At 53.3% G+C, this 14365-nt stretch carries 13 protein-coding genes; 5 read left to right on the top strand and 8 right to left on the bottom strand.

The window, feature by feature from the left end; translation table 11 throughout:
* Together ACVBEF_RS17545 and ACVBEF_RS17540 are read right to left on the bottom strand one after the other, a co-directional pair.
* Window positions 1-433, bottom strand: a 433-nt coding sequence (locus tag ACVBEF_RS17545) for an ATP-binding cassette domain-containing protein (protein WP_447125217.1), incomplete at its 3' end; no start/stop codon positions are given.
* Between the two features lie 254 nt (window positions 434-687).
* The gene (locus tag ACVBEF_RS17540; RefSeq protein ID WP_447125216.1) at window positions 688-1665 is read right to left on the bottom strand and encodes a substrate-binding domain-containing protein; all 978 of its coding nucleotides are present in this window, start codon (window positions 1663-1665) and stop codon (window positions 688-690) included.
* A 246-nt stretch (window positions 1666-1911) separates the two neighbouring features.
* Here ACVBEF_RS17540 and pip point away from each other — a divergent pair, with 246 nt between their 5' ends.
* A complete protein-coding gene (gene pip / locus ACVBEF_RS17535) occupies window positions 1912-2892 on the top strand; it encodes a prolyl aminopeptidase (RefSeq protein ID WP_447125215.1) in 981 nt (326 codons plus the stop codon).
* 52 nt (window positions 2893-2944) lie between these two features.
* Here the strand turns inward: pip and ACVBEF_RS17530 are convergent, their stop codons facing one another.
* A complete protein-coding gene (locus tag ACVBEF_RS17530; RefSeq protein WP_447125214.1) occupies window positions 2945-3481 on the bottom strand; it encodes a hypothetical protein in 537 nt (178 codons plus the stop codon).
* Window positions 3482-3714: 233 nt separating this feature from the next.
* Entirely contained in the window at window positions 3715-4236 is a 522-nt protein-coding gene (locus ACVBEF_RS17525) for a hypothetical protein (RefSeq protein WP_447125213.1), read from the bottom strand.
* Between the two features lie 321 nt (window positions 4237-4557).
* On the opposite strand from ACVBEF_RS17525, the gene ACVBEF_RS17520 reads away from it, so the two are divergent.
* Both ACVBEF_RS17520 and ACVBEF_RS17515 read left to right on the top strand, forming a co-directional pair.
* A complete protein-coding gene (locus ACVBEF_RS17520) occupies window positions 4558-6105 on the top strand; it encodes an AlkA N-terminal domain-containing protein (protein WP_447125212.1) in 1548 nt (515 codons plus the stop codon).
* Window positions 6105-6611 (top strand): methylated-DNA--[protein]-cysteine S-methyltransferase, encoded by a 507-nt coding sequence (locus ACVBEF_RS17515; protein ID WP_447125211.1) that lies wholly within the window; start codon window positions 6105-6107, stop codon window positions 6609-6611. The genes ACVBEF_RS17520 and ACVBEF_RS17515 overlap by 1 nt, the downstream gene beginning before the upstream one ends.
* Before the next feature lie 113 nt (window positions 6612-6724).
* Here ACVBEF_RS17515 and ACVBEF_RS17510 read toward each other — a convergent pair whose 3' ends face one another.
* The 4 genes from ACVBEF_RS17510 to ACVBEF_RS17495 all read right to left on the bottom strand — a co-directional run bounded on the left by ACVBEF_RS17510 (window position 6725) and on the right by ACVBEF_RS17495 (window position 12859).
* Window positions 6725-9382 (bottom strand): DNA topoisomerase III, encoded by a 2658-nt coding sequence (locus tag ACVBEF_RS17510; RefSeq protein WP_447125210.1) that lies wholly within the window; start codon window positions 9380-9382, stop codon window positions 6725-6727.
* 309 nt (window positions 9383-9691) lie between these two features.
* The gene (locus ACVBEF_RS17505) at window positions 9692-10171 is read right to left on the bottom strand and encodes a DUF494 family protein (protein ID WP_447125209.1); all 480 of its coding nucleotides are present in this window, start codon (window positions 10169-10171) and stop codon (window positions 9692-9694) included.
* 318 nt (window positions 10172-10489) lie between these two features.
* Window positions 10490-11674, bottom strand: a complete 1185-nt coding sequence (gene dprA, locus ACVBEF_RS17500; protein WP_447125208.1) for a DNA-processing protein DprA — start codon at window positions 11672-11674, stop codon at window positions 10490-10492.
* Between the two features lie 99 nt (window positions 11675-11773).
* Window positions 11774-12859 (bottom strand): LysM peptidoglycan-binding domain-containing protein, encoded by a 1086-nt coding sequence (locus ACVBEF_RS17495; RefSeq protein WP_447125207.1) that lies wholly within the window; start codon window positions 12857-12859, stop codon window positions 11774-11776.
* A gap of 370 nt (window positions 12860-13229) precedes the next feature.
* Between ACVBEF_RS17495 and def the strand changes: the two genes are divergently transcribed.
* Window positions 13230-13760: a peptide deformylase gene (def, locus tag ACVBEF_RS17490; RefSeq protein ID WP_447125206.1), complete on the top strand. Its 531-nt coding sequence runs from the start codon at window positions 13230-13232 to the stop codon at window positions 13758-13760.
* 233 nt (window positions 13761-13993) lie between these two features.
* Window positions 13994-14365, top strand: a 372-nt coding sequence (locus tag ACVBEF_RS17485) for a methionyl-tRNA formyltransferase (protein ID WP_447125205.1), incomplete at its 3' end; no start/stop codon positions are given.

Raw genomic sequence — 14365 nt, 5'->3', positions numbered from 1 at the left:
GTCTCCGACTCAGTAGTTCTATGCCGAGTACCACGGACAAGCACGAATCGATGGCTTCGAGCCTGGGTCTGTCGATCCAGCCGAAGCGGTTGGGGAGTTGATGCAGGTAGAGATTTTCGGCAATGCTCAGCGTCGGAATAAGATTTAATTCCTGCATCACCATGCGAATACCAAGCTGCTCGGCGGCCTGACGCGAGGCCGGGCTATAGGCCTGACCGTCTAGCAGCATGCTGCCTTGGGTGGCCGAAATCAGGCCGCAGACAATTTTGGATAAGGTACTTTTGCCAGCGCCATTTTCGCCGGTGAGTGCTAATACCTGACCGGCGCTGATCTGTAGGGAGACACCGGCCAGCACTGGTACGACGTAGCTTTTACCGATGCCGGTGAGGGATAAAAATGGTGTGGTTGGTTGGTTTGAGGATGTAGCAGACATACGGCCTTCACCAGTCGTGGTGTGGTTGAGAAAAAATGAAGAAAGATCAGAGCGCGTCAGGCATGGCGTTACAGCAGTCGCGTGCACAATGCGCAACGCTGGCTTCGATACGCCCTTTGGGCTACTCAGCTCGAACGGGGAAATGGGTATGTGACACACTCTGCCTGAACCATCTCCATACCGTTCGCCCTGAGTAGCGTAGCGTATCGAAGGGTTTTCTTAATTGCCTGCTTAACTTGCAGGCTCAGCCCGGCTTACTTTGACTCTTTAGTAACCAACTCCACTTTCGTTTCTATCATCCCGCCGAGAGCCGATTGCGGCTTCTTGTCAGCAATCGCCTTCAAGACAGTTTCGATCCCGAACACCGCCTGTTGCGAGCCGAATTGATCGGCAGTCGCCAGGACGCGGCCATCTTGTAGCATCGGCTTAATCGCATTGATGTTGTCATAGCCGACGACCAATACCTTGCCGGTTTTGCCAGCCGCTCTGACGGCCGCAACCGCGCCGAGCGCCATATTGTCGTTACCGGCTAGCAGCGCCTTGATATCAGGATGCGCGTTGAGCATGGCGGCGGCAACCTTGTTACCCGGATCGAGTTCCCATTGACCGGACTGCACGCTGACCACATTTGCGCCGACGGTTTTCATTGCATCCTGGAAACCGGCTGTGCGTTGCTGCGCGTTGAAGGTGGTTGAGACGCCTTCTATGATGCCGACTTTGTCGCCGGTTTTGATCTGTTTGCCGAGGTAATCGCCGACCAGTTTGGCACCCTTGCGGTTGTCCGGGCCGACGAACGGCACGGTGATGCCTTTTTCTTTCAGCGCTGCGTCGTCGAGTTTGTTGTCGATATTGACGACGATAATCCCGGCGTCAATCGCTTTCTTCAGCACTGGCACCAACGCCTTCGAATCCGCAGGCGCGATCACCAGGCCGTTGACTTTGGAGATGATCATTTGCTCAACGATCTTGATTTGATTGGCGGTGTCGGTCTCGTCCTTGATGCCGTTGGCGATCAGATCGTATTTGGCGGCGTTGGCTTTTTGATGATTCTTAGCGCCCGTTTCCATCGTGAGAAAAAATTCATTGGCGAGCGACTTCATCACCAAGGCGACTTTAGGTTTGGTTTGCGCCATCGCTGGCAGGCTGATGCCGGGTAATGCGCAGACCAGAATGGTGGCGGCGATCAGTTTCAGGCGGGTACGGGCGGATGTTGCAGGTGTACGGATAGTCATCGAAAATCTCCTGTTATTTTATAATTAACTTTGCTTCGATCTCATCAGGCTGGTTTGATAAACCGCTTGAAATCGACCGCGCAAACGTTTGCGGATTTAATAATAGCATCAGATTGACCGGATGCAAGGCATGGTTAACTAAAATTTAAATTTTGTGACAAGACCCGAAGAATCCCTCTGAAGTGCGCTTGGGCCGCCTGTTTTCAGTTATTGTTTCCCACCTCAGATGATAAATAAGGGACGGCAATGACCACACTCAATGCGACCGCTTTGCGGTCTTTTTATCCGCCCATCGCGCCGTTGCAGCACGGCATGCTCAATGTTGGCGACGGTCATCAGATGTATTGGGAAGAATGCGGCAATCCCACTGGCAAGCCGGTAGTGTTTTTGCATGGTGGACCGGGCGCGGGCTGCAATGAAAACCATCGGCGACTATTCGATCCGGCACGTTACCGGATCGTGCTGTTCGACCAGCGCGGCTGCGGACGCAGCGTGCCGCATGCCAATCTGGAAGCGAACACAACCTGGCATCTGGTGGACGACATCGAAACATTGCGATGTTTGTTGGGGATAGAACGCTGGCAAGTATTTGGCGGTTCCTGGGGCAGCACGCTGGCACTGGCGTATGCGCAAACCCATCCCGAGCGCGTCACCGAATTGATCGTGCGCGGTATTTTTACCGCCCGTCCGCAGGAGTTGGACTGGTTTTATCAACATGGCGCGTCAATGATTTTCCCCGAGGCCTGGCAAGGCTATTTAGCGCCTGTTCCAGAGGCCGAGCGGGACGATCTGATGGGTGCTTATCACCGCTTATTGCATCACAAAGATCAGCAGATACAACTGGCAGCAGCCCAAGCCTGGAGCCGCTGGGAGGGTGAAGCGGTGAGTCTGCTGCCGAACCCGGCATTTGTAGAGGATTTTGCAGAGGCGCACCATGCGCTGGCGGTCGCTCGTATTGAAAATCACTATTTTGTGAATAATGGTTTTTTTACACCTAACCAATTAATTCTCAATGCCGACAAGTTGAAAGATATCCCCGGTGTGATCGTGCAAGGCCGTTACGACGCTATTTGTCCGCCGCAAACCGCGTGGGAACTGCATCAGGCTTGGCCGGGTAGCAAACTGACGATGGTGGCAGACGCAGGCCATGCGGTGACGGAGCCGGGGATTTTGCATCATTTGATTGAGGCGACGGATCGGTTTGGAGAGGATGTAGAGCCGATCTGATTTTTGACGAAGATGGAATGATTACGGAGTGTTATTCAGGCCTGACACGAAATCAGAGTGGCTGGCCTTGAAAGAGTGACAGTGGCACCCGTGACGGATCCCTTTCTACGGGCGATTTATACATTAGGCTGTATTTTTGATGCGCGGATTGAAAATAGAGTGATGTAACTTGCATGACTCCTTCCGCAGCATTATCGTTATAGCCATAGCGGACACAGCATGGTTTTGAATCTACCGATCTGGGCAGGGCAAATTTTCCAAAGCCATAACGTCCGTCTGACGGGGTAAAAAGGGTATCCACTTTTACATTCCGAGCGCTGTTAGTAGTACCTTGAAATTCACACGCGATGCGATGCACCTGTAGCACCGCTTCCTCTGGTAGCCCAACTAATTCTTGACGCAACCAATCAGAAGAAATAACTGCCTCAACACCATCCACAACGAAGTTGGGAGCTAATTTTATCGTGTCAGGCAAAGCCTTGAAATTGGCTTCGTACTCTGCTGCTCTCGGTTCCATCTCTGCTTCAAAAGTGCTATATGAGGGTTGGGATAAAACAGGGACGGATGATACAGAGGGGCTAGTATTCATATCATTTTCAGTATAAAAATTATTAATAAAATCAGCTACGTAAAATCTCATAAAGATTAATTACGCAGTTTTATCGTGCCTCGGAGCACTCTCAAAAATACGTGCGTAACGCGGAAAACAAGGATGAAAAATGACTTTTATAAAATAACTACAATCCCGATTTTCCTGCCGCATTTACGTAAATATTGTTGGTTGTTGCATGCTTAGTATTGATACCAAAAAACTGGTCTTTTTTATCGCTCCGGAACCGACTCAACACCAAGGGTATGGATATTTTTATCTTTGAGTGAAGCAATCAGGTGACCGTTTTGAAAAAGAGAGATTACTGTGACTTTCACGACTCCCGACTCAGCACTCGTGTTACAGCCGTAACGGACCAGGCACTCATCTGCATCTGACGTTTTAGGCAAGTAAAATTTACCAACCCCATACCAATCGTCCTTCGTATTAGTGACGAAATCGCTCAAATCTATCTCCTTAACGCTCTTAGTCGTCCCCTCAAATTCAGCCGCCAGGCGATGAACCAGCGCGCTCTCCCTCGGTAATAATGCATCCGTTTTTTCACCCAACCAGGCATAAGAAATATAGGCAGCAGAACCCTCCGGGACAAAAGCGGTGGCCAACTTCATACTGTCAGGTTGCGCCTTCATATTATTGAAGTGGTCTTCGTACTCTTGTGCTGTAAATTGACAAGGTGCAAACTCAGAGTGAGACAACGCGGGTGAGCCGGGTGAGCCGGATATAGCATGTGGCATATTATTTCCAATAAAAATGTTGAGTCGAATCGGCTATGCTGCTTTAGGTAGCCTTATCGTGCTGGATCGGAGGACTCTCAAAATACGTCCTAAATAAGGAATGAGAAGGACAGTGAGGATAGACAAAATTACTTCCATGAAAATGTAAAAATCAACCATTTTAATTTCATTAATTGTGCACTCGGTGCTATCCGCAATCTACGACGATCCGTTTAGTCCATCGCTGTAAGCCAGTCCAGAGGTATCCGAGGATGTGAAAGAGCTTATTTTCATGTCCGAAAACGGCTAGACGTCAGTTCTCCCAAGGCGTATAAATACGCCATGAAATCCGTCCTTCCAAACTATCCTGCCAATACAATATTTATTGCACCAGACACCGCAATGGACACGCTTAACAATGCGAGCTGCTACCGCGCATTAGCAGCTAAAGACAGCCGTTTCGATGGCGTCTTTTTTGTCGGCGTGCGCACCACCGGCATCTATTGCCGTCCGATTTGCAGCGCCAAAACGCCGCGTCCCTCTTCGTGTACTTTTTACGTGAGCGCCGCCGCTGCCGAGGCTGCCGGTTTTCGCCCGTGCCTGCGTTGCCGCCCTGAATTAGCGCCCTACGCATTACAGCAAAATTTGGCGTATGCAGTCTGGCAAAGGATTGCCGCTGGCGCACTCAATCACAACGGCGGGGACGACAAAAGCAGTGGCGGTCTTGAGCAGTTGGCAGCAGAAGTTGGTTTGTCTTCGCGCCAGCTACGACGGGTTTTGCAGCAGTATTTTGGCGTCTCGCCGATTGAGCTGGCGCAAACCCAGCGGCTGTTATTTGCTAAAAAACTGCTACAGGAAACCCGGCTATCGATGACTGCGCTGGCAGACGCGGCAGGCTTTGGCAGTGTGCGTCGGTTCAACGCACTATTCAATGCGCGCTACGGTTTAGCCCCGACTGCTATGCGGCGGCAACAGACATTTAGCGAGCCGGTATCGGCGCAGGATGTCGTCACCGTGCGGCTGGCGTATCGCCCACCCTTTGACTGGCAGCACATGTTGCGGTATTTGCAGCCGCGCCTGATCGCGGGGGTCGAGGCGGTCCAGCTTGATCAAACTCGCCCGGCCTATCTGCGCAGTGTTTGTATCGATAATGTGTCCGGCTGGCTGCGGGTGACGCATTTGCCCAAGCAACGACAATTAGAAGTAGAAGTTGCGCCGTCTCTGACGCCGTTGTTGATGCCGCTGCTGGCACGGCTGCGGCAGCAGTTTGATCTGGACGCTAACCCTGCGTTAATTACGGCGCATTTGGAATCGGACCCTGCTCTGGCGAAGCTGCTCGATACGCAGCCTGGCATCCGTGTGCCGGGAACATTTGCGCCGTTTGAACTGGCGGTGCGGGCGATATTGGGTCAGCAAGTGAGTGTGGCAGGAGCCAGCACGTTGACGGCCCGATTGGTGAGCCGCTTTGGCGGATTGGCGCAGACGCCGTTTGCGGCGGTGACGCATCACTTTCCTGAGGCCTGCGTGTTAGCGGCGCTGCCTGTTGCTACGCTGGCGAGTATTGGGATACCGGCATCACGTGCGGCGACTATCCGCAATATGGCGCTCTATGCGACTGACGGAAAGCTGCGTTCCACACCAGGCGCAAGTCTGGCGGAAACGATCGCGCAATTGACGACCATACCGGGTATCGGTAACTGGACCGCGCATTACATCGCGTTGCGCGCTTTGCGATTTCCGGATGCTTTTCCGGCGGGGGATTTGGGATTGCAAAAAGCAATGGCAACGGATGCAAGCGCTGCCCGACTGACGGAAAAACAACTCACTACTGTCGCTGCGGGATGGTCACCCTGGCGTGGTTACGCGGCACTTCTTTTATGGCAATCATGATGAACACACCCAAAATGCTTACCCCCATCTATTACATCACGCACGACAGCCCGGTCGGCACGCTATTGATTGCCGCCACCGATGCCGGTGTCAGTGGCGTGTATTTTGAAAACCACCGCCACTTCAAAGGCAAAGATGGCTGGATTGCAGCGCCTGAGCATCCGCATGTGAAGCGTGCATGCCAACAATTGGATGACTATTTTGCAGGGTCGCGCCAGCAATTTGACTTGCCGCTGGACTTGCGCGGGACGGCGTTTCAGCGTGCGGTGTGGGAGGCCTTAATCGCCATTCCGTTTGGGCAGTCAACCACCTACGGCGACCATGCGGCGGGTATCGGCAAAGCCCGTGCGGTGCGTGCCGTCGGTACGGCGATCGGGCGCAATCCGGTGTCGATTATTGTCCCTTGCCATCGGGTGCTTGGTGCGTCAGGGGCGCTGACCGGTTATGCGGGGGGACTTGAATGTAAGGCGTTTTTGTTGCGGCACGAGGCGTCTGTGCTGGCTTGATGCATAGAGCGGGACTATAAAAAAACCGCCAGTGCGAACACTGACGGTTTTTTTACATCGATGCGCGGTAGCACTAAAACACCGTGCAACGATTGCGCTTGTTTTTGCGTTCGTTATGCCGTTTTGCTTTTCGCCACTACCCGTTTGACCACCGCTTTTTTAGCCGCTGGCTTCTTGACTACGGCTTTCTTGACGTCCGCCTTTATCACTGTCTTCGTGATTGCTGCGCTATCGTCACCTTCCGCGTCATCTTCTACGGCAGCGGCTTTCACCTTGCCTTTAGCGGGCGCTTTGGCTTTGCGTTCTTCAAACTCAAAACTGACTTTGCCGTCTTTGCCTTTGACTAAAAATGCTTTGAAAGGCCGACGCGTGCGTTGTGAAATGAAGCCCGGCAATAAATCGGTTTTGCCGTCATTGAGCAACTTGACCATTTGCTCGGGCAAAATTTCTTGCTGCAAAATAATCCGTCCGCTACGGAAATCGCAGGCTTTCGGCTTCGCTACGGTCTTCTCGCACACGTAAGCTAAGCCCATCTCAAAGACGCCGCTGGCGCATTTTGGACACGGGCCTAACGCGGTCTGACCGGTGAAATCAACGCCTTCGCCATTCTCGCCATCTTCATCGTTCTGACCGAAATCGAATTCCAGTTTGAAATTCTTGATGTCTTCGTCGCGGCTAATTTTGAGGATCGCGGCAAATGGGCGGCCCATTTTGGAGCGGAAACCTTGCAACGGGCCGATGGTCCGGTTGGTCAACAACTCTTCGACTTCCGGGACTTCAAACTGACGGCTACCGGGCGTTTTGCTCATCGAGAATTCGCATTTGGTACAGGCAAAACGGCGATAGTTTTCTTTGACCACTGCGCCGCAATTCGGACAAGGCGCGACCAGCGTGGCGTAGTCGCCGGGGATCGTATCGTTGTCGTATTCTTTGGCGCGTTTGACGATGGTTTGCGTCATTTGGGCGATTTCGCGCATGAACTCTTCACGCGTGATCTGGCCTTTTTCCATCAGGGACAGTTTGTGTTCCCATTCGCCGGTCAATTCAGGCTCAGTCAATTCATCTACGCCTAAACCGTGCAGCAGCGTCATTAACTGAAATGCTTTGGCGGTCGGGGTTAATTCGCGGCCTTCGCGGAACATGTATTTTTCGTAGATCAAGCCTTCGATGGTGGCCGCGCGCGTCGCTGGCGTGCCGAGACCCTTACCGGCCATCGCGTCACGCAGGTCAGCCTCGTCGACCAGCTTGCCGGCCCCTTCCATCGCCGACAGTAGCGTCGCTTCCGTGTAGCGCGCTGGCGGTTTGGTGACCAGACCGTTGGCGCTGACTTTGTCGGTTTTTACTTTTTCGCCTTTGGCGACGGCAACTAAGGTGCCGTTGTTTTCTGAATCTTTTTCGTCAGCGGCTTCTTTGCCATAAATAGCCAGCCAACCGGGATTGATCATGACCTTGCCTTCGGTCTTGAACTGATGACCGGAGACTTCGGTAAAGCGCGTGGTGACCTGAAACTCGGCGGCAGGGAAAAATACGGCCAGGAAACGACGCGTGACCAGGTCGTACAATTTTTGTTCCGGCTCAGACAGGTTTTTCGGCGCTTGCGTGGTCGGGATGATCGCAAAGTGATCGCTGATCTTGCTGTTATCAAAAATACGCTTGCTTGGCTTGACCCAACCTTTGTTAAGGATTTGCGCGGCGAACTGTTGATAGTTGTTGTTCTCGGAGACGGTTTCCAGCGTTTCTTTGACCGTGCTCAGATAGTCTTCCGGCAAATGGCGCGAGTCGGTACGCGGATAGGTCAGCACTTTGTGCTTTTCGTACAGCGCTTGCGCCAGACCGAGGGTGTTTTTGGCGGAGAAGCCGAAGCGTGAATTGGCCTCGCGTTGCAAGCTGGTCAGGTCGAACAGGCCGGGGGCCATTGAAGTGGTCGGCTTGGATTCTTCGGTGACGTTGCCCATCTTGTTGCGACAGGCGGCGACGATTGATTCGGCGGCGGCCAGACTCCAGAGGCGCTCAGCGCGTTTCTCGGGATCGTTCTCAACTTTTTTGTGCGCGGTATCTAACCAACGGCCTTCATAAATACCGGCGGCGCAGATAAATTCAGCACGGACTTCCCAGAAGTCCCGCGGGACGAATTTTTTGATTTTCTCTTCGCGCTCAACCACGATTGATAACGTTGGCGTTTGAACTCTACCGACGGTGGTGAGGTAAAAACCGCCTTCTTTAGAGTTGAATGCCGTCATCGCGCGGGTGCCGTTGATACCGATGAGCCAATCGGCTTCACTGCGGCAACGGGCGGCGTCGGCCAGGGGCAGCATGTCTTCATCGGCGCGCAAATTGGCGAAACCGTCGCGGATCGCGCCCGGCGTCATCGATTGCAGCCATAGGCGCTTAACCGGTTGTTTGGCTTTTGCGTGCTGCGCGATGAGGCGGAAAATCAGTTCACCTTCACGCCCGGCATCGCAGGCGTTGATCAGGGCGGTGACGTCTTTGCGTTTGATGAGTTTGTTGAGTACTTTTAAACGCGACTCGGTCTTGGCGATCGGGTTCAAGGCGAAGTACGGCGGAATCATCGGCAAATGGGTGAAGGTCCATTTACCACGCTTGACGTCGAATTCTTCCGGAACGGCGATTTCCAACAGATGACCAACCGCTGACGACAGTACGTATTCGTCGGATTCAAAGTACTCATCGTGCTTGGTGAAGCCGCCGAGGGTCTTCGCGATGTCGTTCGCGACAGAAGGTTTCTCAGCGATGATGAGGGTCTTGCTCATAAATATGGTCTCGAATGTGGCGCGCTTTCCCGGTGCGGGAGCTTGCGCATTTTTCAGCTAAATACTTGTTAACGATAAAGTGGACTGTAGCGTTTTATCCGCGCAATTGCGCGACAGGGCTGCAAAAACGTTGTCAACTAACAACTTACTCGCACACCCTGCGACATTGCATACGGCGTGCGGCAGCCAATAAGCGGCCAATGATAAGCGTGTTGTTGGGAATATCGCAAGCGCGGACGTTAGCGTTGGAGGCAACTATCGTGCGAAGAAGCGTGAATTATGCAGTCTGGTGCGTAGTTTCGTGCGCAATTAATGTAATAACCGCGGTGCCGGTTCATCGTCATCATCAAGAAAAAGCTCATCAAACATCAATCCATCGGGCTCTTTGCCCTGACTCCAAAGCACCATCAGCACGATGACCTTGAGCTTGTCTTGCGACACTGGCGAATCGCCAACGGCAAGCGCGCGCTCGATGACGATCTCCCGTTGCACGGGATTGAGCATCTTGGCTGACTCTAAAAACTGGATAAAACCGACAGCGGCAGTGCCCAGGGCATCCATTTCCTGCGGGGCATAAATGCGCATGCCGAATGAAAATGCGGTTTGCTGCGGATAGCGGTCGGCGTACGAGTGATTCGATACGGCCAGATCGGTCAGCCATCCGAGGGCTTTGGAGATTTCATCCTCTTCAAAACCAATCGCCGACAGTTTCTTGACCAAGGCCTCCGGTTCGGGGCAGGCATCGGGTCGGTAATACGTTTCGTAAAGGTAAACTAGGACTTCAAACATGGTTCTGCTGTATCGCTAAGATTGGACTGAAATAAATTGCTAAAAACATAAAATTTATGATTGTTAATGCATTGGAGATTGTTGCTTGATTGTTGCCTATTGGGTTTCTGACCCATATTTGGCACAAGTATCGCAGGATTTAACTAAAGCTGCCAAGGCAGCCTGTCGGACTTAGGTGATCAAAGCGAAAAATGTGCTGAGTGAGGTCAGATTTTGCAAGGTTCGCAGCGCCAATAGCGAGCTATTGGTCAAGAAGCTGGTGAAATATAGACCACTCAGCGCATTTTGCAGCCGATTCATCCTAAGTCCGACAGGCTGCTATCCCAAGCGCCGATAAATACCGCCTGGCAACATCTCAACTACACCTTCTAATTCCAGCGTTAACAACTGCGCATTTAACCGCGCAATATCGATCCCGCTACGCGCGGCAAGCATATCGAGACTCACCGGATCGAAACCCAGCGCGGCCAATAACGGATCGTGATCGTTCGCGCTGTGAATACTTGGACCACACTCCGGAGTCGACAGTTGCGCAACAGCAACCAATGGTAGCGAACTGACTGCGATCGGGGATAAATGCAGTGGTTTGTCGGAATACGGCACTATTTCTTCCCAAATATCCTGCGCCGACTCAACCAGCTTGGCCCCTTGTTTAATGAGTTGGTGGCATCCTTTTGAGAGCGGCGAATGAATCGATCCGGGAATCGCAAACACATCTCTACCCTGCTCCGCCGCCATCCGGGCAGTAATCAATGAGCCTGACTGCGCGGCAGCCTCTATCACCAGCACACCGGAAGACAAGCCGGAAATAATCCGATTGCGACGCGGGAAGTTGGCCGCAATGCCGGACATCCCAAGCGGGTACTCACTGACGATGCAGCCGACTTCTGCAATCCGATGCGCCAACGCACGGTTGCGGGCCGGATACACGATATCGGCACCGGTGCCGATGACAGCAACCGTGCTGCCGCTATTGTCAGGATGTGCTATGCCGCGCAATGCGCCCAGATGGGCGGCGCTATCGATGCCCAGGGCCAAACCGGAAATAATCGTCCACCCGCGCTGGCTGAGAACCTCGGAGAACCGTTCGGCATTGGCACAGCCTTGCACCGTCGCATTGCGGCTGCCAACCACCGCCAGCGCAGGCCGCGTCAGTAATTCAATGCGGCCCTTTACGTACAGGATCAACGGCGGATCGGGGATATTGAGCAAGGTTGCCGGGTAGTCAGTATCGGCTAACGTAAGGATACGATTGCCCGGCTGCTGCGACCATGTCAAGGCCGCGGCGATGCGCTGCTCGGTCAGGTCCGATAGGGGAGTCAGCAGCGCTGAGGCGATTTTGGGCGACACCACGCTGTGCAGAACCGTGGCCGAACTTGAAAAAATATTGGCCGGCAGACCGAAGGCGGCCAGCAGACGTCGCGCAATGTTCGGGCCGACGCCGCTGGTTTGCGCCAGCCTCAGCCAGTCAGCCAGATCGGTCTGCCGCGCATCACTTAACAACGTACTGAGCGGCGTGCTGATCGGGGACTGGTCGGGTGGAAAGGAAAGGGAATTTATTGCTTGATGAGGGCTAGGTTCTGTCGGCGGCACTTAGGTAATTTACTCGGGTGATCTGGCAATATCGCCGACCTCGACTGTATCGCGGACCTGCATAATCAGACCATACGAAATATGCTTAAAAACACGGAAAATGAACAACGTGCCGTATTGCTCGTCCGGTAGTTTGACCGGCTTTTTCGCATCCAAAGGATCGGGGATGATTTTGCCAAACCGGTATAGTTGGAGCACGTTGCCGATCTCGATATTGTCAGCCGATCCTTGATTGATGGTGACAATTTCATTCTGACCGGCACTCGTCACGCCACCATAGACAGAAACGATACGGGCGTTGACATTGTCTGTCGGCGCATGCGGCACATAGTTCAGCACCTGCGTAATCGGCAACGCTACAAGACGGTCGCCCACACCCATTTCTTCCTTGGATTCCACTACCCGGAAGGTACTGGCTTCATTTTCTGCTTTGCCGGCGCGCTCCAATTTAAGGCTTCCTAAATACACGGCTTCATTGGCGATAACCTTGCCGGTGACCGGATCTTTCAATTGCTTGCCCGGGCGGAAAGCCTGGAATGACGTGCCGCCGTTGAGATTGCCACGGACGTAGGCAAGATCGTTTCTGCCCAGATTGACGTGGCCTTCCTGCACCGCCACGATATGCGGCGCGCCCGCTAATTCGCCATCCTCAATAATGAGCGGCTGAGAAAGAAATGCACCGATTTTGTCGGCAGGAATGGCAGAAATCGCATCCCGCCCCAGTCCCTCCGTCCGCATTTGCGGCGACAACTTAACGACGTCCGCATCCGATGCTCCGCCGGTCGACGTCCCGAGTCGTAATTTGCCTGCCACGCGATCAAAATAAACGATCTGTCCCGGATAAATCCAATGTGGATTATGAATTTCTTCGCGGTTCAGGCCCCACACTTGCGGCCAACACCATGCATTTTGCAAAAATCGTCCTGAAATACTCCATAGCGTATCGCCCCGCACCACAACATGCTGATCCGGTGCATTCGGCAAAAACGCACAGCGTGCCGATGCCGAATCTAGCGCTTGCGCCGAAGAAATTGGCGCGGCCCCAATGCCGGTTACCAAAGCGAGAAGGAGTGCAGCTGTGCTAAACTTTTTCATATTGTTTCCGGTAAATGTGGCGTTAAATGCGGGCCCGCGAGCGCAAAACACGGGCAAAATAAAAGCCTCACTAAGTAAGGCCGCATAATTGTTTAGACTAGGCGCCCCGACGCAGACAGTACAACTGTACGGCAAGGAGGAGCAACGACGCATAAACGATTATGCGGTCTTACTTAAAGTCTTAGTGAGGCAATGTGCGGAAATTGAGAAGCTGTTAAGTTTGACGCGTAAAATAAGAGCCATGTATGCTCAACATTGCCGCACAACGTAGCCGCGAAAATGTTTATCAAAACGCATTAAATTTTGCCAATAAATGCCGGAACTAGCAAGAAATAACATCCCACCATCGTCTAATTGTGTCCAGAACTGTATGTCCCTACTAAATATTCTGCGTTACCCCGATTCCCGCTTGCAAAAGATTGCCAAGCCGGTGACTGTTTTCGATGCGCGCCTCAAACGCTTGATTGCCGACATGGCCGAGACCATGTACGACGCGCCCGGCGTTGGCCTGGCTGCCTCGCAAGTTGACGTCCATGAGCAATTGGTCGTCATCGACACCTCCGACACCGGCCGCGATTTGCAGGTCTTTATCAACCCTGAAATCCTCTGGGCCAGTGAAGAAAAGCAACTGTACGACGAAGGCTGCCTGTCCGTACCCGGCGTCTACGACGGCGTCGAAAGACCGGCCCGCATCAAAGTACGGGCACTGGACGCCGACGGCAAGTCGTTTGAGCTCGATGCCGAAGGCTTGCTGGCGGTTTGTATCCAGCATGAAATGGATCATTTGAAGGGAAAGATGTTTGTCGAATACCTCTCCCCGCTCAAGCGTGACCGCATCAAAGCGAAGATGCTCAAGGAAGAGCGCGAATTAAAGCGCGAAAAACAATACGCCAACCGGTAGAGCAATCACGCGCACGGATACAAAAAGGGCTGCATGCGCTAATGCGGTTCAGTTAATCTAGATAACCGTTCGGGCTGAGTAGCCCATCGGGCGTATCGAAGTCAGCGCTGATGCAGGTGCGCCTTCGATACTGCCCAACTCAGTCCGAACGGTTTCTTAACTGAACGGCATTAACTGCATGCAGCCCTTTTACTATTTTCCAGATCTTAGTTGCTCACTTAAGACATACAAGCATGAAAATTATCTTTGCCGGAACCCCCGAATTCGCCGCCATCGCGCTCAAAGCGCTGCACGATGCCGGTCACGAGATCACGCTGGTGCTCACCCAGCCCGACCGTCCCGCCGGGCGCGGCATGCAGTTGCACGCCTCGGCAGTGAAACAATTTGCGCTGGCCAACAACATCCCGGTCGCCCAACCCATCTCGTTGCGACTGGACGGAAAATATCCCGAGATTGCACAAGACGCCCACGCCCTGCTCCACGCCACGCCGCACGACGTCATGATCGTCGCCGCCTACGGTTTGATTCTGCCGCCCAGCGTGCTCTCAATACCCCCGCACGGCTGCATCAACATCCATGGCTCCCTGCTGCCACGCTGGCGCGGC

The organism is Glaciimonas sp. GG7 (assembly GCF_052976905.1).
This window is presented reverse-complemented; position numbering and strand designations above follow the sequence as displayed.

What these genes read in the sequence shown, in the direction of transcription:
- ACVBEF_RS17540 (WP_447125216.1), bottom strand. Translation starts at nt 1,665, where the DNA reads ATGACTATCCGTACACCTGCAACATCCGCCCGTACCCGCCTGAAACTG.
- pip (WP_447125215.1), top strand. Translation starts at nt 1,912, where the DNA reads ATGACCACACTCAATGCGACCGCTTTGCGGTCTTTTTATCCGCCCATC.
- ACVBEF_RS17530 (WP_447125214.1), bottom strand. Translation starts at nt 3,481, where the DNA reads ATGAATACTAGCCCCTCTGTATCATCCGTCCCTGTTTTATCCCAACCC.
- ACVBEF_RS17525 (WP_447125213.1), bottom strand. Translation starts at nt 4,236, where the DNA reads ATGCCACATGCTATATCCGGCTCACCCGGCTCACCCGCGTTGTCTCAC.
- ACVBEF_RS17520 (WP_447125212.1), top strand. Translation starts at nt 4,558, where the DNA reads ATGAAATCCGTCCTTCCAAACTATCCTGCCAATACAATATTTATTGCA.
- ACVBEF_RS17515 (WP_447125211.1), top strand. Translation starts at nt 6,105, where the DNA reads ATGAACACACCCAAAATGCTTACCCCCATCTATTACATCACGCACGAC.
- ACVBEF_RS17510 (WP_447125210.1), bottom strand. Translation starts at nt 9,382, where the DNA reads ATGAGCAAGACCCTCATCATCGCTGAGAAACCTTCTGTCGCGAACGAC.
- ACVBEF_RS17505 (WP_447125209.1), bottom strand. Translation starts at nt 10,171, where the DNA reads ATGTTTGAAGTCCTAGTTTACCTTTACGAAACGTATTACCGACCCGAT.
- ACVBEF_RS17495 (WP_447125207.1), bottom strand. Translation starts at nt 12,859, where the DNA reads ATGAAAAAGTTTAGCACAGCTGCACTCCTTCTCGCTTTGGTAACCGGC.
- def (WP_447125206.1), top strand. Translation starts at nt 13,230, where the DNA reads ATGTCCCTACTAAATATTCTGCGTTACCCCGATTCCCGCTTGCAAAAG.